This window comes from Chitinophaga sp. 10T418, assembly GCF_056394125.1.
Map to the genome: position 1 here is coordinate 702,612 of NZ_JBFTHG010000002.1, position 23,710 is coordinate 726,321.

A 23,710-nucleotide genomic window follows, 5' to 3' on the forward strand; every position below is an offset into this window, starting at 1 on the left:
TAACTGGCATTATTCGATTTGCTTATGAACACTTTTACACTGATAACGGCTTTAGTTACTATTAGTGCATTAATTTCCTACATCAATAACCGTTTTATTAAATTGCCGGGAACCATAGGCGTGATCGTGGTTTCGCTCCTGTTGTCCGTGCTGATTCTGCTAACCGGTAAAATATTTCCGGATGCCTTTGCATTCATTAAAGACCTCACCAATGGCATCGACTTTACAGGCACCCTGCTGGACGTAATGTTAGGCTTCCTGCTCTTCGCCAGCGCCCTTCATTTTGATTTCAATAAACTAAAAGCGCAACGATACCCGGTGCTGGTACTTAGTACCGTAGGGGTTATCGGCTCTACCTTTATATTCGGATTCCTGTTGTACTGGGCTACAACGCTGATGCATATTGATTTACCACTGGTGTATTGCCTGCTCTTCGGCGCATTGATTTCACCCACAGATCCCGTGGCTGTGTTATCCATCTTAAAAAAATCAAAAGTACCACCCGCCCTTGAAACCATTATCGGTGGCGAGTCTTTACTGAATGATGGTACCGGCATTCTCTTGTTTGTGATCCTGAAAGAAGTAGCAGGACAGGCAGATACACACGTCTCCCTGTCACACGCCGCTGCCTTGTTTTCACAGGAAGTTTTTGGTGGTATTGCACTCGGCGTTATCTCCGCCATCGTTGCTTACAGAACCATGAAACGGGTAGATGACTTCCAGATCATTGTAATGGTATCCTTGTCCATGGTAATGGTGATATCTGTGCTGGGAGCGATGTTACACGTGTCCATTCCACTGGCGGCAGTGTCAGCGGGGCTGATCCTGGGTAATACTTCCCTGGGTACCAAACAGTCGGAAGATATGCAACACTATTTTCACAATGTATGGAGCCTGATAGATGAATTACTGAACACCATCCTGTTTGTGATGATAGGGCTGCAGATTGTGATCATGCCGTTTTTACAAAACTATTGGTTCACCGGTTTATTAGCCACCCTATTCGTACTGGTAGCACGCGCACTGAGTATTACCGTGCCCTCTATTCTATTAAAACGTACGCTGAACATTAACTATAAAAGTATTACGATCCTGGTATGGGCGGGGCTGCGGGGAGGTATTTCTGTAGCACTGGCGCTGTCTTTGCCGGAATCACCGTATAAAGAAATTATTCTTTCGGCCAGCTATTTTGTGGTGTTGTTCTCTATTATTGTACAGGGATTGACCCTCAGGAAAGTGGTAGACCGCATGGTATAGCGGATATCCCCTTACGCGGCAGTAGCGCGGCGTAAGGGGACATTATTTATTTTATACGCAGTTCCTTTGTGAGCACAAAGTCTGCAGAACTCTTTCCTATATTAATCTTATAAGTGCCTTTATATAGCTTCCAGGCATGTTTGGATAAATCCCATTTCTGTAACTCTGCTACCGGTATTTCCAGTTGCACAACTTCCTCTCCGCCCTGTTTCACCAGCACCCGCCTGAAAGCTTTCAATTCCTTTACCGGCATGCGCTCTACATCAGGATAGCTGATATATGCCTGCACTACTTCATCACCATCATACGCGCCGGTATTTTTTACGGACACGGCTACACGAATGGTATCATTATTCCTGTATTCCTTTGCAGGAGCTGCTTGCCAGGCGTAATCAAATTTCGTATAGCTAAGGCCATAACCAAACGCGTATGCCGTATTACCTTTAAAATAGCGGTAGGTACGGTTTTTCATGCTATAGTCTTTATAATCCGGTAACTCATTCAGAGAATTATAAAAAGTAACCGGCAGGCGCCCTGCGGGCGAATATTTTCCGAAGATGATATCCGCGAGGGCATTACCGCCCTGTTCACCCGGATACCAGGCCAGGATCACTGCATCTGCATAAGGCGCAATGGCCGCTACATCTACTGCACTACCGGCAGTAATCACTGCTATGATCGGTTTTTTATGTGCTGCCCGCAGCTTCTTCATAAACAGGATCTGCGAACGGGGCAGACTTAAGGTACTTTTATCTCCACCGGAAGCAGAAAGAAATGCATCACCGTCTTCACCTTCCAATAAAGGAGTTAAGCCAATCACCGCCACCGTTACATCGCAGTTTTCAGAAGCCCAGATACCGCCAAAGTGAAGTGTATCCGTGAAATCACATCCCTGGTCGTATTGCATCGCCATACCGGGACCCGCAGCTTTGGCCAAACCAGCAGCAAAAGTAACCATGTCGCCCGATACGCCATGATAGTTGCCCATCAATGCTTCCAGCGAAGCAGAGTTAGAACCGGTTACCAGCATGGATGCATATTTATCCCTGTTCAACGGCAACACACCATCATTCTTCAGCAATACCATACTTTCCCGGGCAGCTTCCCGCGCCAGCCCGGCATGGTAGGCGTTGTTTACGCTATCAACGCCAAACCGGCCATAAGGGCTGGCTTCCGGTGCGTTGTAGAGTCCCAGTTTCAGTTGGGTGCGTAAACTGGCACTGAGCGCACTGTCTACGTCTGCAGCGGTGAGCCATCCTTTATCGATCGCCTTCATCACATCGTCCTGCAGAATATTGGCGCAGTCCAGGTTTACACCCGCTTTAATAGCTGCTGCCGCCACTTCTTCACGTGTAGGAATGGCTTTATGCCTCAACCAGATATCATCCAGGGCCCAGCAATCCGTTACTACCTGGCCACCAAATTTCCACTCGTGGCGCAGAATATCCTGTAACAGCGTATTTCCGGTGCAGCAAGGCTGGCTGTTTACCCGGTTATAAGCACACATGATAGACTCCACCTTACCATCTACCAGCTTCTTAAAAGCATAGAGGTAAGTTTCTCTTAAATCCTTTTCATCGATAATCGCATTGAAACTATGACGGTCGGCTTCCGGGCCGCTGTGTACCGCAAAGTGTTTGGCGCAGGCGGCCGTTTTCAGCATACCCGGCACATCCCCCTGCAGGCCCTGTACAAAGGCTCCGGCCATCGTGGCCGTGAGGTAAGGGTCTTCTCCATAGGTTTCCTGTCCGCGGCCCCAGCGGGGATCCCGGAAAATATTAATATTAGGAGTCCAGAAGTTAAGCCCCATGTACTGTACATGCCGGTGCTGCTGCACTGCCAGGTTGTACTTGGCCCGCGCTTCCGTGGAAATAGTATTGGCTACCTCCCGCGCCAATGGCGCATTAAAGGTGGCAGATAAACCAATCGCCTGCGGATACACCGTGGCTTCCCCACCCCTGGCAATACCATGCAGCGCCTCATTCCACCAGTTATAAGCCGGCAGCTGCAACCGCGCTATCGCCGGACTGTTGTATCCCAGCAGGGAGATCTTTTCCTGCAGGGTAAGCGTATGCAACAAATCATTTACCCGCTCATTCATCGGGGCAGCAGCATTCCTGAAAACTGCCTGCTGTTGCGCCCCCGCCTTAAAGACGAATAAAAATACAATTGAATAAAGAATGAAATACTGTTTTCTCCACATGCTAAAACCTGAATTTTTATGTAAAATATGTCCTGCCACCTCCGCAAGTTATCACATAAAAGAGATAATCATTCCGCCGCTGCCGCTCACTGATTTAATTTGTTTAATATCGTGCAGGAAATAATAAAATAGTATAACTACCAGCATATGAATAAATGGGAAACAATAAGAGCCGATTACCCGGTGACCAATAAAAACGTTTATCTGTTTACCAATGGCGGTGGCCCCGTAAGTACCCCATTTGTACAACATGCCCATACCCTGCTCACTGAGCTCAGCGAAAAGGGCCGGATGGTGATGCCGGGGTGGGATCAACGGGCAAATGAAGTACGACAGCAGGTGGCTCAGATGATCAGCGCACAGGCAACAGAAATTGCGTTCATTACCAACACCGCACATGCCATGACCTTACTCTATGACATGTTTCCAAAAAGCTATGAAATCATTACCATGCGGGATGAATTTCCCACTGGTATAGTGGGCTGGATGCACAGCGGATATACCCTCCGTTTTGTAGAAAGTGATGCCAATCGGCACATCTCCCTGGAGGCCATTGCCGCGCAAATTACTCCCGCCACCAAAATACTGATCACCAGCCATGTGATGTTCAGAACAGGCTTCCGTCAGCAACTGAAAGAAATTGGTGCCTTATGCAAACAACATGGCATCATCCACATCGTAGATGCTACACAGTCTTTTGGCGTAAATGATATTGATGTACAGGAATGTAATATAGATATCCTCATCTTTCACGGCTACAAATGGGTAACCTCGGGATATGGCACCGGCGCTATGTATGTATCACAGCAACTCCTGGATAAATACCCTCCTACCGTGATGAGCTGGTACAATGTAGATTATGAAAAGCCTGAATTTGATCTGGTGAAAGACTATACCATTTTTACACCGAAAAAAAATGCCCTGGCTTTTGAAACCGGTACACTTCCCTTCATCAATATCCTGCTGTTGGGCCATACGCTGGAATATCTGCAACGTATAGGCATCCCCGATATAGCCGCCTATATACAGGAGTTAATTGATTACCTGAGGCAACAAGCCAAGGCACATGGTATCAGACTGCTGTCGGATTATGCACCGGCCAACCGCTCTGCTATTCAACTGTTGGAAATTACGGAGGAACAAAACTTAAAAGTGGTACAAAATAACATTAAGGCGAGATATAAAAATAACAGGCTGACAGTTGCGCTTAATTTTTATAATAATAAGGAAGATATAGACCGCTTATTTGCAGTACTGTAATATATCTGCTTCGCCTGTTGACCAGGCGAAGCAGATAACACTTATTTAAAAATCAAATTTATCCGGATCTGGTCCTACTCTTTCTCCGCGATCCAGTGCAGCTATTTTCTGCACATCGTCTTCGCTGATATTAAAGTTAAAAATGGCTGCATTGGAAATAACCCGCTCATTGCGGATGCTTTTAGGGATGGTCACCACTCCTTTCTGCAGATCCCATCTTAATACCAGTTGCGCTACAGATACCTTGTATTTGGCAGCCAGTTCTTTCAACAAAGGCACATCAAAGGCTTTACCCTGCATCAGCGGGCTCCAGGCTTCATATTGTACCTGGTGTTGCTGACAGAAGTCCAGCAATGACTGCTGTACCAGGTAAGGATGAAACTCCAGCTGATCTACCATAGGAATCACCTTGGCCGTCTGAAATAAATCTTCCAGGTGATGTTGCAGGAAGTTGCTGACACCAATCGCCTTTACCCTGCCATCGGCATACAATGTTTCTAATGCGCGCCAGGTTTCTTTATATTTCCCTTTCACCGGCCAGTGGATCAGGTACAGATCCAGGTAATCTGTTTTCAGTTTCTCCAGGGAAGTATCAAAAGCCTTCAAGGTACTATCGTATCCCTGGTCTGCATTCCATACTTTGGTAGTGAGAAAGATATCTTTTCTGTCGGTCGCATTTTTCTCAATGGCAATACCAACGCCTTCTTCATTACCATAAATAGCAGCAGTATCTATATGGCGGTAACCCGCATCCAGTGCGTAGGTAACAGAGTCTATTACTTCCTGTCCTTCTTTTGTTTTGAAAACACCTAATCCGAAATAAGGCATCTGTACACCATTCGCGAGTTGTACAGTACCGTTAATGTCTGTAATATTCATCTGATGGAAGTTTTATTGTTTTTAAAATGTTATCTGATTGTTTGAAACGCCAGCGATGCCGGTTTGTTCATTCTTATATATAAAATCGCACCAGGCAACAGCCCGGTAACGGCAAGCGCAGCCCCTGCATATTCCGGTGAGGTATAGCTATCACCCGCCGCCAGCGGTAACGATCTGTGAAACGCAAATTTACGACCATTCCTACCGGCAGCCCTGGTAAATATTAATGATAAATTTGTATAAAGATGGGAAAAAGGACCTGCGCCTGCTGCCAGGCCATCAACCCACGAATGTCAACGAATTAGTTTTTTTCATATAATTAAAGTATCTTTGCGAAGCAATTTAAAACACATGAAACGTATTCTCACATATCAGGCAACCAGGCACACAGCTACCGTTATCAGAGCGGTAATTGCAAGTACTTGCATTGTCTTAATTCAAGACGGGGAGGCAGATCCATCCCGGATATGAGAGGTTAATATATAACTCCTGAAATCTTTTCAAGGGGCCTCTTCATCCGAAGAGGCCTTTTTTATTTGCTTCCCCCACCACCCCACATTTTTCCAGACACGAAAATTTATAATGATGAACTGCAACAGGAAATTTATTATTAAAACATTGTCAGTTACACGGCCGGGCCGGTAATGCAGGGCATCCTGTTGCATGTTTGCAAAGGCCTCTCATTACCAGATGAGAGGCTTTTTTTATTCCTTTTTTAAATAGAAATTATATGAAACGCTTAGCGGATTTTAGAAATATAGGTATCATGGCTCACGTAGATGCAGGTAAAACAACGCTCACGGAACGCATGCTTTACTTCACCGGCTTTACACATAAACTGGGTAATGTAGACGAAGGCAACACTGTTATGGACAGTGATCCCCAGGAAGAAAAAAGAGGTATCACTATTTCATCTGCAGCGATTACTACGTATTGGAAGCACGGGGATAACACCTGGCAGATCAATATTATTGATACACCCGGCCACGTAGACTTCACCGCTGAAGTAGAACGTTCGCTGCGGGTACTCGACAGCGCCATCGCGGTATTTTGCGCCCGCTCTGGTGTACAGCCTCAGTCAGAAACTGTATGGCATCAGGCCAATCATTATAACATTCCCCGCATTGCGTTCATTAATAAAATGGACCGGCAGGGCGCGGACTTCCGCAGAGTAGTGAATGAAATACGGGAACGCCTGAACGCCAACGTATTGCCGGTGCAAATACCCATCGGTGCGGAAGATGATTTCACCGGCGTGATTGACCTGGTGACCATGAAAGCACTCGTATGGAATACACCCGATGGCAAAACGTATGACACACTGGATATTCCTGCTGAATTGCTGGAAGCTGCACAGGAAGCAAGGAACTATCTGCTGGAAGAATTATCGCTGCTGGATGAGTCGTTATTGAATAAATACACCACCCATCCCGGAAGCATTACGGCAGCGGATATATATACCGCCTTACGCGGCGCTACCATCCGTATGGAAGCAGTTCCCGTACTGGCAGGTGCCGCCTATAAAAACAAAGGCATACAGCCCCTCCTGGATGCAGTAGCTACCTATTTGCCTGCGCCTTCAGACGTAGGTATGGTAAAAGCTGCTGACCCGGATACAGATGAACCCGTGATGATACCCGTGAGCGAAACATCCCCATTGGCTGCCCTTGCATTTAAAATCATCACAGATGATTACGTAGGGAAGTTAACGTTAGTGCGTGTATATGCAGGCATCTTACGCAGTGGAGATACGCTCTGGAACAGCCGCACCGGCCGTAAAGTCAGGATCAGCCGTTTGATGCGTATCATGTCCGATAAATATGAGACCGTGGAAGAAATTGGTGCCGGCGACATTGGCGCGGTGGTAGGATTAAAAGATGTGAAAACCGGCGATACCCTTTCACATCCCGATCACCCGGTACTGCTGGAAAAAATCAGCTTCCCGGAACCCATGATAGGATACGCGATTGAAGCTAAATCAGCCAAAGAAAACGATAAACTCGGTGAAGCACTGGCCAGATTGCTCGATGAAGATCCTACCCTCAGCGTAGCGGTAGATAACGCCACCGGGCAAACGATCCTGAAAGGAATGGGTGAACTCCACCTGGAAGTAGTGCTGGAAAAGCTGGCATCACAATATCACCTGGAGGTCAATAAAGGACAACCGCAGATTGCGTACAAGGAAATATTTACGAAAGCCGTTACCCACCGCGAAGTATATAAAAAACAAAATGGTGGCTCCGGTAGTTTTGCGGAAATAGAATTTGAATTATCTCCGAAAGAAGATGATATACCCGGACTGGAATTCATCAACGAAATCAAAGGCGGTGCTATTCCAAAAGAATTCATCCCTGCGATCAGCAAAGGCTTTGAATCGGCCATGCACAATGGCGCCCTGGCGGGTTACCCGGTGAAGTCCATGCGCGTAAAATTACTCGATGGAAAAATTCACGATACCGATTCACACGCCATGGATTTTGAACATGTGGCTGTCATCGGTTTCAAAAAGGTAGCAGCCAAGGCTGGTCCCCGCCTGCTGGAACCCTGGATGAAAGTAGACGTAACCATGCCGGAGGAATATACCGGCGCGTTAACAGGTGACCTGAACAGACGCCGTGGTGTAATCAAACACATCGCCATGGATACACAGGTACAAACCATTACCGCAATGGTACCTTTATCCGAATTATTCGGTTATATAACGGTACTGCGTACACTCTCGTCCGGCAGGGCTTCAGCCACGCTGACGTTTGAGGGCTATCAACCCGTTCCTGAAAATATCAGCAGCGGTATACTGGTGAAATAAAAAGAAAATGGTGAAGGAATAAACCCCTTCACCATTTTTGTTATTGCGAAAAAACCATGCGCTAATTTGATAAAACACGATCCTCCCGTACATCCTGGTAAAACTGTTTCACCAACCGGCTGTCCGGCAACGAATTCAATACGGCAATAAGCCATTTCCCATCCTTATGTACCACCTTACCTTTGTAATATCCCACAGACATCAGCTGTATCTGTCCGCTGGTCAGATCTGTCCATAAACAGGAAGCATACATGCTAACTTTCACGGTGTCATTTACACCAGGGAAAAACTGCATGTTGGTAATCATATGTCTGGGTTGAAAATGGGAGTCCTTCGTGCTCATGACTAAAGTCTCGATTTTGGCGGTCCAGTTCTGTTTCCCCTTTAACTTCACCCCGTCTATCTCTCCACGGATACTGTCGTCCATAAATTCCACACATTTAGCCAGGTCGCCATTATCAAAATGCTCGCAGAAACCAAGTATGACGCTTTCTATTTGCTGTTGATCCTTAAATCCAAAATCACTGGTGGCAGCGGTGTCACGTGATGCAGCCGGGCCGGCCGGGATAAGTTTTTCTTTGGGAGAGGATTGACAGGAAAATAATCCTGTTATGCAGCAGACTACTACAACGGCAATAAGGGAGTATTTGAACATCAGGTGAATTTTATGATATAACAAAACAAACGCATAATAAGTTTTATTATATCATAAAATATTCTTTCTATAAGGCAGTTATCGGGAAACCTGCTATTGATACATATCCCTTGTTATAAGGGACAATTCTGATGATAGTCAATGAGTTCTATGGGTGCATTCGCCAGTTCAATGCCTTTATAGTAGGCTTCAATTTCATCCAGCACTGCTTCTACTTCTTCCACCGTTTTCATGGTCACCAGGCGGCTGCGGAATTGCTTGATATCCGGTAATCCCTTCAGGTAATTGGCATAACAACCGCGCATTTCATTGATCCCCTGTACCGGCCCTTTCCATTCTACGGATAAGCGCAAATGTTTCTTACTCACAGCGATACGCTCTTCCAATGTAGGACCAGCCATAATTTCGCCCGTCTTAACATAGTGCTTGATTTCACGAAACAGCCAAGGGTAGCCAATCACCGCCCGGCCAATCATAATACCATCCACCCCATATCGGTTCTTGTATTCCAATGCTTTCTGCGGACTATTGATATCTCCATTACCAAAAATGGGAATATGTATACGTGGGTTGTTCTTTACTTTTCCGATCAGGTCCCAGTCGGCCTGTCCTTTATACATCTGGCAGCGGGTACGCCCATGGATAGCCAGGGCTTTGATACCTACATCCTGCAAACGTTCTGCTACTTCTTCTATATTTTTAGAGTCTTCATCCCAGCCCAGCCTCGTTTTCACGGTCACAGGCAGTTTGGTCGCCTTCACACAGGCCGCTGTCAAGCGCACCATCAGGTCCAGGTCTTTCAACACACCGGCACCGGCGCCTTTTCCCGCTACCTTCTTCACCGGGCAGCCGAAATTAATATCCAGCAGGTCAGGATTGGTGACGTCTACTATTTTAGCCGCCATAGCGAGACTGTCTTCATCGCCGCCAAAGATCTGTATGCCTACAGGACGCTCGTATTCGAAAATATCCAGTTTCCTCCTGCATTTGATAGCATCGCGTATCAACCCTTCACTGGAAATGAATTCCGTATACATCAGATCAGCCCCGGCATCCTTGCACACCGCCCTGAACGGAGGATCACTTACATCCTCCATAGGTGCCAGTAGCAAAGGAAAATCGGGTAGCGTTATGTTGTCAATCTTTACCAAAATCAATATTTTTTCGCAGAAGGCGCAAAGATAAGCATTATTGCCGAATGAGTGGGGGTTGACCGCTAACCCGGAATATGGAAAAGCTTTGTTGCAGATAGGCAACTTTCTCCGGGACCGGAGTAAATGGAATAAGTATAGCAGATACTTGAGAATTATTTTACCGAACGTTTGGTAATTAAAAACTTTCTCTTACCTTTACACCATGAGACCGCAAAAAATAGATGATATCCAGCTGATTGAAGGACTGATGTCAATATTGCAATCCAAGGGCTTTGAAGGCGCCAGCCTCAACGACATGGCCAAGGCTACAGGCTTGCAAAAGGCAAGTCTTTACCACCGGTTTCCTGGCGGTAAAAATGAAATAGCCATTATGGTCCTCCAGTTTGTACATGCCTGGATAAAGGATCATATATACCTGGTACTGACAGAGAAAGGCGTAGCCCCTACTACCAGATTGCAACGGGCCATACAGCACATCAGGCAACTGTATCAGAACGGTGAAAAAAGTTGTATCCTGAACGCACTGTCTCTCGACTCAGGATTGGTAGTATTAGGCGATGAGATCAGCAAAGCAATGCAATTGTGGATCGATGCCTTTACCGCGTTTGGTATCGAGCAGGGCTTTACCACGGCCCAGGCCAAAACCAGGGCCAGACAATCACTGATGCTCGTGCAAGGGAGCTTAGTGCTGGCCAAGGGATTGGGAGATCCCACGCATTTTCATAAAGCACTTTCCGATGTGAAACTACTTTTTGCCAGCGAGTAAAATTTTTTTCTCTTTAATATTACCGAACGACCGGTAAATAATATCATTATCATTAAATTAAATAAAATGAGCATCGTAAAACACAACACCGCATCAGTGAATGGAATCGACATTTTCTACCGGGAAGCCGGTCAAAAAGGCAATCCTGTCCTGGTATTATTACATGGCTATCCCAGTTCATCACATATGTACCGCAACCTGATGCAGCACCTCGCGGATGATTATTACCTGATTGCTCCCGACTACCCGGGATTCGGCAGGAGCGCCCAGCCACATATGGCCGACTTCAACTACTCATTCAGCAGTTTTGCCGGCATTGTACAAGGTTTGCTGGATCAGCTAAAACTGGACAGGTACAGCCTTTACCTGATGGATTACGGTGCACCGGTGGGATTCCGCATCGCCACCGCTCATCCTGAAAGGATCGAATCGCTGATTGTTCAGAACGGCTGCGCATACGATGAAGGACTCGAGCAATTTTGGGATCCTATTAAGGATTACTGGAAAGACAAGAACAACAAAGTTGCAGAACGCACGCTGGAAGGCTTTCATAGTATAGAAGGACTACAATGGCAATACACCCACGGCGTACCCGATACCACATTAGTCAGCCCGGACAACTGGGAGCATGACCTCCGGCATTTGCTACGCCCGGGCAACGACAGGATACAACTTCAGCTGTTCCACGACTATCAGAGTAATGTAGCCTTATATCCGCAATGGCAGGAATACTTTCGTACCCACCATCCCGAAATGCTGATCGTTTATGGCAAGAACGACTATATTTTCCCGGTAGCCGGCGCCGAAGCTTATAAAAAAGATGTAAAGCATCTCCAATACCATCTGTACGATACAGGTCATTTTGCATTGGAAACCCATGGTGAGGAAATTGCCGCTACCATCAGGGAATTTCTTAACAGGAAAGTTATAAGTAAATCACCGGCCACCGCCTGATAGTGATATAGCATCACCGGAGCGCGCTTTTACAGCCACTCCGGGCTACCATCTTTTTTATTTACTGATAGTTACCAATATAAAAATCATCATCACATGAAACCCCGTTTGTCTTTTCAAATCACGCTAATCTGGATATTTATGATAATCACATCAACTGCTGCTGCAAAAAAAGAATACCCTGTGTACCACAGAACCATGAAGGTCGACGGCATTACCATCTTTTACCGGGAGGCTGGCGATCCTACCAGGCCTACACTCCTGCTGCTACATGGATTCCCTTCCTCTTCTCACAATTTCAGGACGCTCATTCCCCTGCTGAAAGATGACTTCCATATACTGGCGCCGGACTACCCCGGTTTCGGATTCAGTGATATGCCATCCATGTCCGAATTCGACTATACTTTTGAAAACTATTCAATTTACATAGAAAAATTTCTTGTGCAGAAAGGCGTGAGCAAGTGCAGTATGTATTTGTTTGATTATGGCGCACCAGTAGGCATGCGGATAATCCAGCGCAATCCCGGTATCCTGGAACACCTGGTTGTGCAGAACGGTAACATTTATGCAGAAGGCCTGAGTGATATACTCAAAATGTACAAGAAAAATATAGATGAAAACACCGCAGATTCCCGTGCCCAGGTGTATAAGGCGTTTGAACTGGAATACACCATGTTTGAATACCTGCATGGCGTAAGCGACAGCACGAAAGTAGCGCCGGAAAGTTACCAGCTCGATCAGTTCCTGATGGACAGACCCGGCAACAAAGAAATACAGTACAAACTGAAATACGATTATCGTTTCAATATTGCAGAATATCCCAGGTGGCAGGAAACCTTGCGTAAACTTGCCCCCCGCGTACTGATTGTTTGGGGAGAGAATGATCCCGTATTCCTTAAGGCAGGAGCGCTCGCCTTTAAAAAAGATATTCCTGCAACAGAAATGTATTTTTATCCCACAGGACACTTTGCATTAGAAGAGTACGCAGTGGAAATAGCGGAAAAGATCAAGGTCTTTTTAAAACAGTAACATGGTATCATGCTGAAAGGCATAAATAAGTTCATACTCCAGGTGGCACGGGCTACCTTATCGCCAAGGGAAAAGGGCTGACCCAAAAGGTAGGCCCTTTTCTTTGCAGGAAAAGGCCGATCTTGGGGTCTGCTCCCCATAATTCACAAATTTTCCCTACATTTCCTTGGTATAATCTTTGGCCCCGCTCCTTAAAGCTTTCCATATGCAAAAATTTGATGCAATCGTAATTGGATCTGGTCAGGGCGGAAACCCGCTGGCTAAAAAAATGGCAGAAAAAGGATGGAAAACAGCAATGGTAGAACAACGTTACCTCGGTGGTACCTGTATTAACGATGGCTGCACCCCTACCAAAGCCATGATTGCCTGTGCTAAAGTGGCCCATACTGTTTTTCACAGCAAGTTATGGGGTGTGCATAGTCACGGCTTAACCGTAGATCTGCCCTTTATTGTTGCCAGGAAAAATAATATCGTGGAGCAGTTCCGCGAAGGAACCGCAAAAGGCCTGCAAACAGATGGCGTCACCCTTTTTATGGGCAGCGCAGCTTTTACCGGTAATAAAACTATCAAAGTAACCGGACATAAAGGAGAAGAAAATATCCTCACCGCAGATCACATCTTTATCAATACCGGCACTACGCCCAACATCCCGCCCATTCCAGGTTTGAACGAAGTCCCTTATTTTACTTCCACCACCATCCTGGATGAAGTAGTGATACCCAAATCACTGATTATCCTGGGCGGCAGTTATATTGCGCTGGAAATGGGACAACTCTATAAGCGTTTAGGCAGCGCCGTAACAATTATTGAAACATCCCCGCAATTGGTGGCCAAAGAAGATCCGGATGTAGCCGCAGTGATTAAGAAAATGCTGGAGGCAGAAGACCTGCAGATATACACCGGTACACAGACAGAACGCGTCAGCAGAACAGGTAAAACGATCCAGGTAGATATCGTGACTGGTACCAACAGGGAAACACTAACAGGAACGCACCTACTGATAGCTACCGGCCGCAAACCACAAACGCCTGCACTACAGCTCCAGCACACCAGCATAACCACCGATGAAAAAGGATATATCCAGGTGAATGATCAGCTGGAAACAACAGAGCCGGGCGTGTACGCCATTGGCGACGTAAAAGGCGGTCCGGCATTTACACATATTTCTTATAATGATCACCTCATTATTTATAAAAATCTGTTTGAAAATGCTACCTTTTCCGTCAAATCAAGACAAGTACCCTATTGCATGTTTACAGATCCGCAACTGGGTCGTATTGGCATCACAGAAAAAGAAGCAAAAAAACAAGGCATCCCTGTCAAGGTCGCCTGTCTGAGTATGGATAAAGTAGCGAGAGCAATAGAAACCGGGCAAACAAGAGGCTTTATAAAGGCACTCGTACATGAACATACCGATGCCATACTTGGCGCCGCCGTCATCGGCCCTGAAGGAGGTGAAATCATGTCACTCCTGCAAATGGCTATGCTGGGAGGAATTACCGCCTCACAGGTACGTGAAATGGTATTTGCACATCCGCTGTATGCCGAATCGCTGAACAACCTATTTATGACCCTGGAAAAATAGGCTCCAAATTGAGCAAGTTTTTCCCCATATCATCCAATAAAACAAATGATTAAACTGGATCATGTTTCGAAAAGTTTCGGCCCGGAAAAAAAAGCGGTAAATGATATTTCCTTCGAAGTACCCGAAGGAGAAACGCTGGTATTACTGGGCACCAGTGGTTGTGGTAAAACCACTACCCTGCGCATGATCAACCGGCTGCTGGAACCCGGTAGCGGTCACATCTATGTAAATGGAAAAGAAATAAGACAACTCTCCCCTGAAATACTCCGCCGCAGCATTGGCTATGTATTACAAAACACCGGACTGTTTCCGCATTACACCGTTAGTGAAAACATTGGTATAGTACCGTCACTACTGAAATGGGACAAAGCACGTATCCGGGAACGCACCATAACGTTAATGGATAAACTCCGCTTGCCGGCAGCGGACTACGCGGAAGTATATCCGCATCAGCTCAGTGGCGGACAACAACAACGCGTAGGCCTGGCCCGCGCCCTGGCAGCGGATGCACCGGCACTGCTGATGGATGAACCCTTCGGCGCCCTCGATCCGCTTACCCGCATCAGCGTACGGAAAGAATTCAAAAATCTCGATGAAATCAGTAATAAAACCATCATCCTGGTGACACATGATGTAGAGGAAGCCTTTGAACTGGGCAACCGTATCTGCCTGATGAACGAAGGCCGTATTCAACAGCTGGGCGCACCCGCCGACCTGTTGTTTCACCCGGCCAATGACTTTGTCAGCTCCTTCCTGGATCCGCAACGGTTACAGCTGGAACTGAAAGCACTGAAAATAAAAGACCTCTGGGCATGGATACCTGCCCGCCATGAATCCGGCGGCGACACCACGCTGACAAGCGAAAGCACCTGCTGGGAGGCCCTGGAGGCAATGACTTCCCAACCGGTAGCCGTTGTATACAATCAGGAACAAAAAATAATAGATGGAAATGGATTAATGGACGCAATAGCCGCCTATAAAAAATAATACGACCGCATGGAATCCCGGGAAACACTATTTGATTTCGTACAACAACAATCCGGCAAACTGCTGGAACAAACCCTGACGCATACCGGTCTTACTTTTATATCAGTATTGCTGGCAGTTACCATTGGTGTGCCCGCAGGTATCCTGATTACCCGTAGAAAAAAATGGTCTGGATTGGTGCTGGGCTTCGCCGGCGTGATGCAAACTATTCCCAGTATTGCATTGCTGGGATTTATGATCCCCCTGCTGGGCATAGGTCCCAAACCCGCTATTGTGGCGTTGTTCCTGTATGCCTTATTACCTATTATCCGCAATACCTTCACCGGTATCAACGGAGTCGACCCCAGCATTACAGAAGCAGCTACCGGCATGGGACTGAGCAAAAGGCAACTGCTGTATAAAGTGCAGTTGCCACTGGCCTTACCCGTTATCATGGCAGGTATACGCACAGCCACCGTGATCAATGTAGGTGTGGCTACCCTGGCTGCCTATATTGCCGCCGGAGGACTGGGAGAATTTATTTTCGGAGGCATTGCCCTGAATAACACCAACATGATGCTGGCCGGCGCCATACCAGCAGCCCTGCTGGCAATTCTGTTCGATTGGCTCCTGTCGCTGTTACAACATGTCAATATCCGTAAAGCCCGGAAAACATTATACATACTTCCCATTATCTTCGTGGTGTTATCTTCTTTCTACCTCATACCGGATACTTACAACAGTAAAATGCTGGCAGGATTTACCCCGGAATTTATGGGTAGAAAAGACGGCAACCTGGGACTGAAATCGGTATACGGTTTACATATCCGTACCCTGGTGATCAGCGACATGATCATGTACAAGGCTGCCTATGAAAAAAAACTGGACGTTATCAGCGGAAGCAGCACCGATGGCCGGGTAAAGGCATTTGACCTGGTGGTACTGGAAGATGATAAACATATCTTCCCTCCCTACTACGCTGCTCCCATTGTTCGCAATGAAACCCTGCAAAAATATCCGGAACTGGAACCAGCACTCAATGTTTTGTCTGGTACAATTAATGATAGCATTATGACGGATCTGAATTACCGCGTAGACTATCTGAAACAAAACCCGGAGAAGGTAGCAAAGGATTTCCTTATCGCACAAAAATTATGGAAACCGGCCGGCAGCGGCGCAAAAGGAAGTATCCGCATCGGTTCCAAAATATTTGGTGATGGCTATATCCTCGCCAATATGTACAAAATGCTGATCGAAGGATATACCGACCTGTCGGCAGTAACCAAAACCGGATTGGGCGGCACCAAAATAGTATTCGATGCCTTAACCAATGATCAGATAGACATGTACCCGGAATATACCGGCACCGGCTTACTGGTAATACTGCAAACACCACAACAGGTAACAGACAGTATTATCAGCGACTCAAAAAAAGTATACGATTACGTGAGTACTGAATTTGAAAAACAATACAGCATAAAATGGCTGAAGCCAATTGGATTTAATAATACTTACGCATTAATGATGCGGAGATCAGCAGCCGAAAAATTACATATCAGCAGCATTTCGGCATTTACACATTATGTGAATCAACAGTAACGACCTGTAATTATGTTATTGAAAAAAGAATATGAAACCGTGCGCCGGCGAACAGAAAATATCTGCGCGCCGCTGAAAACAGAAGACTACGTAGTACAACCTATTGTGGATGTAAGTCCCCCTAAATGGCACCTGGGGCATACCACCTGGTTCTTCGAAACATTTATACTTGTGCCTAACGCAAAAGGCTATACGGTATTTGATCCGCAATATAATTATGTCTTCAACAGTTATTACGAATCAGTAGGCGCCCGCGTTATACGCACCAATCGTGGTAACCTCAGCCGCCCGGCGGTAGAGGATATTATGCGTTATCGTAAACATGTGGACGAAGCCATGATCGCTTTCCTGGAAACAACAACGCTTACTCCGGAGTTGCAGGCACTCTTTACCTTGGGCTTAAATCATGAAGAACAGCACCAGGAACTACTGTATACCGATATTAAGTACATCCTGGGACACAATCCGCTATTTCCGGCATACGACCCCGCCCGTAAAGATATTCCGCCGGTGAACAATCAACCCGGTTCCTGGTTAAATATGAGGGCCGGCATCTACGATATTGGATTTGCCGGAGAAGGATTCAGTTTTGATAATGAATCAGGCAGACATAAAGTATACCTGGCAGATTACGTCATCAGCGATACACTGGTAACCAATACAGAATACCTGGACTTTATCCAGGCAGGTGGTTACCAGGATTTCCGGTACTGGCACGCAGAAGGTTGGGACTGGGTAAAAACGAACCAGGTCATCACCCCTATGTACTGGTACAACATAGACGGGCAATGGATGCATTACACCTGGCAGGGACTACAGCCCCTGATGCCCGATGCCCCGGTAGCACATGTGAGCTACTATGAAGCGGCAGCATATGCTGCCTGGAAGGGAGCCAGATTACCCACAGAATTTGAATGGGAGGCAGCAGCACCTCAGTTGGCATGGGGCCTTCGCTGGGAGTGGACAGAAAGTGCCTACCTGCCCTATCCGGGTTTTGCCAAAGCCCCGGGTGCCATTGGTGAATACAATGGAAAGTTTATGATTAACCAGATGGTACTGCGCGGCGGATCTGAGGTTACCTCACCCAACCACAGCCGTATTACCTATCGTAACTTTTTCCATCCTTCTCTCAGATGGCAATTTACCGGAATCAGATTGGCAAGATGATTGAACAACTACTCTGAAGAATCAGGATTTTTTTGAGACAGTTAACTGTCAGTAGAAAGATAACATCAAAAAGTATTTATGACTGTAATTCCAACTGTGCTTCCGTGTAAACGCAAGCCCGCCACCGAAACATTCTACCATGATGTAGTGCAGGGCCTCAGCGCTCCGCAGAAATACCTGGACCCCAAATATTTTTATGATGCCACCGGCGATGCACTCTTTCAGCAAATTATGCAATGCCATGAATATTATCTGACGGGTTGCGAAATGGAAATCCTCAGCACCCAATCCGATCAGATTGCACAGGCATTACAAAAATATGCCGGCACCTTCGACCTCATAGAACTGGGCGCGGGTGATGCTACCAAGTCGATGCATCTGCTCCAGACATTGCTTGATAACGGCGTAGACTATACGTACTTTCCAATAGATATCTCTGCCAATGTTATTCATCAACTGGAAAAATCACTGCCGGAAAAACTGCCGGGGCTCCAGCTGCATGGATTAAATGGGGAGTACTTTCATATGCTGCAGCAAGCGAACCAACATACCAGCCGGAAAAAAGTGCTGCTGTTTATGGGAGCCAATATTGGCAATTTCAGCATCACCGCCGCCAGAAGCTTCTGTCAGCAACTGAGGCAATACCTTCAGCCAGGTGATCTGTTGCTCACAGGATTTGATCTTAAAAAGCATCCGCAGGTCATCCTGAATGCTTATAACGATAGCCGCGGCATTACCCGTGCTTTTAATTTCAACCTGCTGCATAGGATTAACCGGGAGTTGCAGGCCGATTTTGATACCACAAAATTTGCGCATTTCCCTACCTACGATCCTGGTACCGGGGCCTGTAAAAGCTACCTTATCAGCCTGGAAGAACAAGTAGTACATATAGGCGACCATCTCACCGTTTCCTTTGCAGAAAACGAATCGCTGTATATGGAAATCTCCCAGAAATACAGTCTGGAAGAAACGGACCAACTGGCCTCCTTTGCAGGATTTAAGCCGGTAGCCCGTTTCTTCGACCGGAAACATTGGTTTACAGATTGCCTGTGGAAATGCATATAGTCCGCCCCGTCATTTAATGCCAGGCGCCTAACATGCGGCGCAGGGTCACAATTTCACCGGTGTGATAACTGGTATGATCCAATAACAATACTGCTTCCCGGAATAAATGTTGCCCGTTTCCCCATGGAAACGGGCTAAACAGGTCTGCACCCGGCGCTTCCAGTAAACCTATAAAAGTATGCAGGTCTTTATTCACCTGGGACACACTGTGTTCCCAGGCTGCATCATCTGCGGGCGCGGTCTCTTTCGGCCAATAAGCTTTAGGCCACTCTATTTCCTTATAATCAGGATTACGGGAAAAATCAAGGATATCGAACTGGGTAATGCGGATATGCTCTACCAGCTGCCAGATACTATAGGGCATTTCCTCGGGTACTACTCCCCTCAATTTGGCGGGGACCGATTTCACTGCGTCGGCAAATGTCACGTGTGCATTCGCTTTCAGCAACATTTCCTTTAAAGACTTTACTAAAGTTGGAGCGTTCATAAGATAATATTATTTTGATCTGAAGCCTGTCAGGCTCCTCATTTTTCTCCCTAATGGTAAGGAGTGTTAACAAAGCGACAATACAACAATCATTCCACCCAAAAGTTGTAAACGATTCGTTAATCTATTTTCATTTTGATTGTTTTTTACATTTTCTAAGAATGTTGGTGTTTGATTAACACTTCCCCATGTTGGTGGGGCTATCATTGCAAAAAGAATTTTTCAACCAAATAAATGCAATGGCCAAATTCGCTCTAACGTTAACCATCCTATTGACTGGCATTCATCTCACCCTATTTGCACAGAGAGAGATAAAGGGAATAGCCTATGATAAAGATACAAGAAAACCATTAGAAGGGGCTACAGTATTACTATTTACAGCTGAAAAATCGATTTTAAAAGGACAGAGTCAATCTGACAGAGACGGCAACTTCCTGGTAAAAAATGTGCCACCGGGCAACTTTGTACTCACCATCAGTTATATGGGGTACACTGCCGCTACGATCCGTCTGTCCGCTAATGAAAAAGGAAAGGTCAGTCAACCCACTATACAACAAACAGGCCTGCAAAGAAACTCCATCAGTCTAAGCAGTGTAAATATCAAAATAACCAAACCGGCTTTTATTATCCGTATAGATACCATCGAATTTTCCGCAGGTGATTTCCAGACAGCTGAAAATGCTTCGCTGAAAAACCTCCTGCAAAAGATCCCTGGCCTGACAGTCGACGCCGATGGCAACTTCTTCTACCAGGGCAAACCCATTAAAGAATTATATATAGACGGCAGGTCCGTATTTCAAAATACCCCTAACTCCTCCGGCGATCCTCAAAAAGTATCCAGGATGCTCCTGGCCAACCTGGTAGACAAAATACAGGTGGCTGATAAAAAAGGATTAGATGGCATGATTGAAGGAGGTAAAAATGAAAAGGTCATTAACATCACCATCAAAAAAGAAATGAAAAAAGGCATCAACGGAACAGTGGGCGCAGGATACGGAACGGATGACCGCTTTAATGTTGCCGGTAATGCCAATATGTTCCGGGATAATAAACAGGTAATTGCCATGGCCACCCGCAACAACGTAAACTCCTCCAGGGGCCCCTCTTCCAACGATGAAAATTTAAGCAGAGCGGAGAACTACGGTGGGCTGGCCATCAGGAGCAATGCCAGCGGAAACATATCTCTCGACATCGCGAAAAAAGTAAAGCTGAACGCTAACCTGATCCACTTCGATAACCAAATCAATAACGCCCAGTTTCTGCAACGCGACAACATATTGCCCGACAGCAATTTTCGTTACAATAGCACTTCACAAAGTATCACGAATACCTCGTTCAATAACATGTACGCTAACGTGATGATACAACCCAACGACAAAAATTTCATCTCCGTAGACCTGATGGGATCTCTCCAGAAAAATCAGCCCTGTACCGAAAATAAATACATCTCCCTGGGTGGGAAAAATAATGATACCATTAATATGGGAAATACCATTAACAAGGAAACCAGGAAAAACAGTGCCCTCAGCATAGGCGCTACATTCATTCACATGTTTGATAAAAAATGGGGCAATACCAACTTCAATATAAATGTGGAACAAAATAACACACGTGATAACCAGCGCAATTACAACTTAAACTTCGTGCCCGCATCAGACATATCCGACACCATCAATCAACAGCTGGCATATAAACTAAATACCCGGAAAATCACTACGGGACTCAGTTACCAATACCCTATCACACCGGTCATTTTCCTGAGCGTAGGTTACAGATATACCAACAACCTCACTCAAAATGACCAGCATGCATTTGATTTTAATGGTATAAAAAGAGGTTACGACATCCTCAACAAAACACTGACTTATGACTTCCAAAACAGGTACACCGTAAATGCATTCAGCACCGGTATTACCATCAATAAAAATAACTTACAGGGCCAGCTGCTGATTTCTTACAACAACACCAACTCCATCAGCAACAACTATACAGACGGGAAAGAATACCGGCAGAAAGTAAATTACTTCGCCCCAAACCTGTTCCTGTCTTATAAAATTGATAACTACAAAACTTTCAGTGCAAACATTTCCCGCGAAACACGTGTCCCCAATACAGGCACCATGCTAGTACCCGTAGTATCCATCAGAAATCCATTGTATGTGCAGCTCGGCAATCCGGACCTTAAACCAACCATCTATAATAATGGTTCCATCGGCTATCGTTCTTACAGTGTAAAAGGCCTTACTTTCAGTACCAATCTGAGTGTGGATATTCCCGAAAATGTGGCAACGCAAACCATCTACTCTGATTCCTCCGGAAGACAAATCAGCCAACCGATTAACGTAGATGGCACCTACAGTATTAACCAGGATATAACGCTTGGCAAACGATTCAACAAATCCGGTATCACTCTGAATTATACGCTGGGATACAATTTCAGTCACACCAACACGTTTGTCAACCAACTTAAAAATACTACATCAAACTTTGGCAGCATGCAGGTCCTCACCGGCTCCTGGACTTACAAAAAACTGCTGGAACTGGAAGGAATGTTTTGCATAATGTACAACGGCAACTCCTACTCTATCCAGGACAATGCGTATTATGATTACCTCAATTACAACCTGTCCCTGTCAGCCAATACCTATCTTCCTTTCAATATTAACTTCGGCGTAGGCACTACTTACTACAATAATACCAGTCAGCGACAGCAATATGTAGTTGTAAATACCTGGGTCTCCAAAACCTGTTTGCCCGATAAAAGCCTGCAGGTGAAGCTATATGTATACGACCTGTTCAGAGAAAACCAGGCGCTGCTGACCATGCAAACATTTACCTACATAGAGCAGCAGCGGAATAGTATACTTGCCCGTTATGCCATGCTAAGCGTATCCTACTTTTTTGGTAAGAAAAAACCCGCAACAGGCCCTCAGCCGCCACAATTATAAAGACGCAGTCAGCGCCCATAACTGGCCACTGGCAATTGTATTTACCCACACCTTATTTTCCTCCTGATAGCCACGTAACGTTGTTTCGGCAGCATCAAAAGAGAGATCATTTAATACTGCAAATTCTTTGGTGGTAAGCGTTGGAAAATAGGAAAATAATTCCAACCCCATAGCGTAGGTCCGTGCCCGTGCTTCCGGCATGAGCTTATGTAAAGCAGTCGTAAATACCGTATACGGCTTGGCACCATATACCAGTTCTGACTGGCCGGTATTATCTATAAAAAAGACAGAAGGAAATCCACGCACGCCTAATTGTTTTCCCAATGCCAGATCCGCTTCAAACAATCCCGCCGCTATGTTGTCAAAATCTGCCTGCAACTGTAATATATCCAGCCCCGCAAAAGCAGCAGATTTCAATACCGGCTCCGGCTTACAGATATTCTGCTTTTCCATAAACAACAACTCCCTCATACGCCGTAAAAAAATCACCGCTCTATGCTTATCCTGCTGCTGCGCCGCTTTAAACCAGATAGAAGGTGGATATGAAGAAGGCAAAGGATCTTCCAGCCAAACATTACCATCAATGGGCATCTGGTAATGCAAACTCACCTCATCCCAGTGATGGGCCACATCGGATGGACCACTGATTCCACCGGAACTGTATACATCCCAGGAAGGCAACAATCCTCCCATATGATAACTGATATCCAGCACATGCCCATACTCAAGTTTTAACCGGCGCCATTGCGGCTCTATCCCCCAACAGGTGGAACAGATAGGATCCGTAAAATAAACGAGCCTGATCGGTTTATCGGCAGACGCTAATCCATTCGTTACCCGGGCATCCGTAATAGCACGACCCGGAATCTCACAAACACCACTCACCGGATCACAAAACATAGGTTCATTCATAGCAGAAATTATTTATGC

Annotated in this window: 18 protein-coding genes; 12 read left to right on the forward strand and 6 right to left on the reverse strand. The window is 46.0% G+C overall.

Annotation, left to right across the window (positions count from 1 at the left end; genetic code table 11):
* The first annotated feature begins 24 nt into the window (after nucleotides 1-24).
* Nucleotides 25-1,257, forward strand: a complete 1,233-nt coding sequence (locus AC1DCV_RS07195; protein ID WP_477022560.1) for a cation:proton antiporter — start codon at nucleotides 25-27, stop codon at nucleotides 1,255-1,257.
* 46 nt (nucleotides 1,258-1,303) lie between these two features.
* Here the strand turns inward: AC1DCV_RS07195 and AC1DCV_RS07200 are convergent, their stop codons facing one another.
* The gene (locus tag AC1DCV_RS07200; RefSeq protein WP_477022561.1) at nucleotides 1,304-3,460 is read right to left on the reverse strand and encodes a glycoside hydrolase family 3 N-terminal domain-containing protein; all 2,157 of its coding nucleotides are present in this window, start codon (nucleotides 3,458-3,460) and stop codon (nucleotides 1,304-1,306) included.
* A 147-nt stretch (nucleotides 3,461-3,607) separates the two neighbouring features.
* Here AC1DCV_RS07200 and AC1DCV_RS07205 point away from each other — a divergent pair, with 147 nt between their 5' ends.
* Complete coding sequence (locus AC1DCV_RS07205; RefSeq protein WP_477022562.1) at nucleotides 3,608-4,720, forward strand: aminotransferase class V-fold PLP-dependent enzyme; 1,113 nt, start codon at nucleotides 3,608-3,610, stop codon at nucleotides 4,718-4,720.
* Nucleotides 4,721-4,765: 45 nt separating this feature from the next.
* Here AC1DCV_RS07205 and AC1DCV_RS07210 read toward each other — a convergent pair whose 3' ends face one another.
* On the reverse strand, nucleotides 4,766-5,599 hold the full coding sequence (locus AC1DCV_RS07210; protein ID WP_477022563.1) for an aldo/keto reductase: 834 nt from the start codon (nucleotides 5,597-5,599) through the stop codon (nucleotides 4,766-4,768).
* Nucleotides 5,600-6,329: 730 nt separating this feature from the next.
* Between AC1DCV_RS07210 and fusA the strand changes: the two genes are divergently transcribed.
* A complete protein-coding gene (gene fusA, locus AC1DCV_RS07215) occupies nucleotides 6,330-8,405 on the forward strand; it encodes an elongation factor G (RefSeq protein WP_477022564.1) in 2,076 nt (691 codons plus the stop codon).
* Between the two features lie 61 nt (nucleotides 8,406-8,466).
* Here fusA and AC1DCV_RS07220 read toward each other — a convergent pair whose 3' ends face one another.
* On the reverse strand, nucleotides 8,467-9,060 hold the full coding sequence (locus AC1DCV_RS07220) for a nuclear transport factor 2 family protein (RefSeq protein ID WP_477022565.1): 594 nt from the start codon (nucleotides 9,058-9,060) through the stop codon (nucleotides 8,467-8,469).
* Nucleotides 9,061-9,173: 113 nt separating this feature from the next.
* A complete protein-coding gene (dusB, locus tag AC1DCV_RS07225) occupies nucleotides 9,174-10,211 on the reverse strand; it encodes a tRNA dihydrouridine synthase DusB (RefSeq protein ID WP_477022566.1) in 1,038 nt (345 codons plus the stop codon).
* A 205-nt stretch (nucleotides 10,212-10,416) separates the two neighbouring features.
* Here dusB and AC1DCV_RS07230 point away from each other — a divergent pair, with 205 nt between their 5' ends.
* From AC1DCV_RS07230 to egtD, 8 genes are all read left to right on the forward strand, one after another.
* Complete coding sequence (locus AC1DCV_RS07230) at nucleotides 10,417-10,980, forward strand: TetR/AcrR family transcriptional regulator (RefSeq protein ID WP_477022567.1); 564 nt, start codon at nucleotides 10,417-10,419, stop codon at nucleotides 10,978-10,980.
* A gap of 66 nt (nucleotides 10,981-11,046) precedes the next feature.
* Nucleotides 11,047-11,934 (forward strand): alpha/beta fold hydrolase, encoded by an 888-nt coding sequence (locus AC1DCV_RS07235; RefSeq protein WP_477022568.1) that lies wholly within the window; start codon nucleotides 11,047-11,049, stop codon nucleotides 11,932-11,934.
* A 141-nt stretch (nucleotides 11,935-12,075) separates the two neighbouring features.
* Nucleotides 12,076-12,963, forward strand: coding sequence for an alpha/beta fold hydrolase (locus tag AC1DCV_RS07240; RefSeq protein ID WP_477022569.1), 888 nt, complete (start codon nucleotides 12,076-12,078; stop codon nucleotides 12,961-12,963).
* 205 nt (nucleotides 12,964-13,168) lie between these two features.
* Nucleotides 13,169-14,548: a mercuric reductase gene (locus tag AC1DCV_RS07245; RefSeq protein WP_477022570.1), complete on the forward strand. Its 1,380-nt coding sequence runs from the start codon at nucleotides 13,169-13,171 to the stop codon at nucleotides 14,546-14,548.
* 45 nt (nucleotides 14,549-14,593) lie between these two features.
* Entirely contained in the window at nucleotides 14,594-15,535 is a 942-nt protein-coding gene (locus AC1DCV_RS07250; RefSeq protein ID WP_477022571.1) for an ABC transporter ATP-binding protein, read from the forward strand.
* A 9-nt stretch (nucleotides 15,536-15,544) separates the two neighbouring features.
* Nucleotides 15,545-17,113, forward strand: a complete 1,569-nt coding sequence (locus AC1DCV_RS07255) for an ABC transporter permease/substrate-binding protein (protein ID WP_477022572.1) — start codon at nucleotides 15,545-15,547, stop codon at nucleotides 17,111-17,113.
* Nucleotides 17,114-17,125: 12 nt separating this feature from the next.
* Nucleotides 17,126-18,280 carry an ergothioneine biosynthesis protein EgtB gene (gene egtB / locus AC1DCV_RS07260; RefSeq protein ID WP_477022573.1) on the forward strand — a complete coding sequence of 385 codons (1,155 nt, stop codon included), beginning with the start codon at nucleotides 17,126-17,128 and terminating at the stop codon, nucleotides 18,278-18,280.
* A gap of 78 nt (nucleotides 18,281-18,358) precedes the next feature.
* On the forward strand, nucleotides 18,359-19,345 hold the full coding sequence (egtD, locus tag AC1DCV_RS07265) for an L-histidine N(alpha)-methyltransferase (protein WP_477022574.1): 987 nt from the start codon (nucleotides 18,359-18,361) through the stop codon (nucleotides 19,343-19,345).
* A 13-nt stretch (nucleotides 19,346-19,358) separates the two neighbouring features.
* On the opposite strand, the gene AC1DCV_RS07270 is transcribed toward egtD, so the two are convergent.
* Entirely contained in the window at nucleotides 19,359-19,832 is a 474-nt protein-coding gene (locus AC1DCV_RS07270; protein ID WP_477022575.1) for a DinB family protein, read from the reverse strand.
* Nucleotides 19,833-20,071: 239 nt separating this feature from the next.
* Here AC1DCV_RS07270 and AC1DCV_RS07275 point away from each other — a divergent pair, with 239 nt between their 5' ends.
* A complete protein-coding gene (locus AC1DCV_RS07275; RefSeq protein WP_477022576.1) occupies nucleotides 20,072-22,780 on the forward strand; it encodes an outer membrane beta-barrel protein in 2,709 nt (902 codons plus the stop codon).
* Here the strand turns inward: AC1DCV_RS07275 and AC1DCV_RS07280 are convergent.
* Nucleotides 22,775-23,692: a DsbA family protein gene (locus tag AC1DCV_RS07280; protein WP_477022577.1), complete on the reverse strand. Its 918-nt coding sequence runs from the start codon at nucleotides 23,690-23,692 to the stop codon at nucleotides 22,775-22,777. The genes AC1DCV_RS07275 and AC1DCV_RS07280 overlap by 6 nt on opposite strands.
* Nucleotides 23,693-23,710: the final 18 nt, after the last annotated feature.

Excerpts from the sequence above, each read along its gene's own strand:
- AC1DCV_RS07195 (WP_477022560.1), top strand. The coding sequence starts at position 25 with ATGAACACTTTTACACTGATAACGGCTTTAGTTACTATTAGTGCATTA.
- AC1DCV_RS07200 (WP_477022561.1), bottom strand. The coding sequence starts at position 3,460 with ATGTGGAGAAAACAGTATTTCATTCTTTATTCAATTGTATTTTTATTC.
- AC1DCV_RS07250 (WP_477022571.1), top strand. The coding sequence starts at position 14,594 with ATGATTAAACTGGATCATGTTTCGAAAAGTTTCGGCCCGGAAAAAAAA.
- AC1DCV_RS07280 (WP_477022577.1), bottom strand. The coding sequence starts at position 23,692 with ATGAATGAACCTATGTTTTGTGATCCGGTGAGTGGTGTTTGTGAGATT.
- AC1DCV_RS07275 (WP_477022576.1), top strand. The coding sequence starts at position 20,072 with ATGGCCAAATTCGCTCTAACGTTAACCATCCTATTGACTGGCATTCAT.
- egtD (WP_477022574.1), top strand. The coding sequence starts at position 18,359 with ATGACTGTAATTCCAACTGTGCTTCCGTGTAAACGCAAGCCCGCCACC.
- AC1DCV_RS07240 (WP_477022569.1), top strand. The coding sequence starts at position 12,076 with ATGATAATCACATCAACTGCTGCTGCAAAAAAAGAATACCCTGTGTAC.
- AC1DCV_RS07210 (WP_477022563.1), bottom strand. The coding sequence starts at position 5,599 with ATGAATATTACAGACATTAACGGTACTGTACAACTCGCGAATGGTGTA.
- egtB (WP_477022573.1), top strand. The coding sequence starts at position 17,126 with ATGTTATTGAAAAAAGAATATGAAACCGTGCGCCGGCGAACAGAAAAT.
- AC1DCV_RS07230 (WP_477022567.1), top strand. The coding sequence starts at position 10,417 with ATGAGACCGCAAAAAATAGATGATATCCAGCTGATTGAAGGACTGATG.
- AC1DCV_RS07205 (WP_477022562.1), top strand. The coding sequence starts at position 3,608 with ATGAATAAATGGGAAACAATAAGAGCCGATTACCCGGTGACCAATAAA.
- AC1DCV_RS07220 (WP_477022565.1), bottom strand. The coding sequence starts at position 9,060 with ATGTTCAAATACTCCCTTATTGCCGTTGTAGTAGTCTGCTGCATAACA.
- fusA (WP_477022564.1), top strand. The coding sequence starts at position 6,330 with ATGAAACGCTTAGCGGATTTTAGAAATATAGGTATCATGGCTCACGTA.
- AC1DCV_RS07235 (WP_477022568.1), top strand. The coding sequence starts at position 11,047 with ATGAGCATCGTAAAACACAACACCGCATCAGTGAATGGAATCGACATT.
- AC1DCV_RS07255 (WP_477022572.1), top strand. The coding sequence starts at position 15,545 with ATGGAATCCCGGGAAACACTATTTGATTTCGTACAACAACAATCCGGC.
- AC1DCV_RS07270 (WP_477022575.1), bottom strand. The coding sequence starts at position 19,832 with ATGAACGCTCCAACTTTAGTAAAGTCTTTAAAGGAAATGTTGCTGAAA.
- AC1DCV_RS07245 (WP_477022570.1), top strand. The coding sequence starts at position 13,169 with ATGCAAAAATTTGATGCAATCGTAATTGGATCTGGTCAGGGCGGAAAC.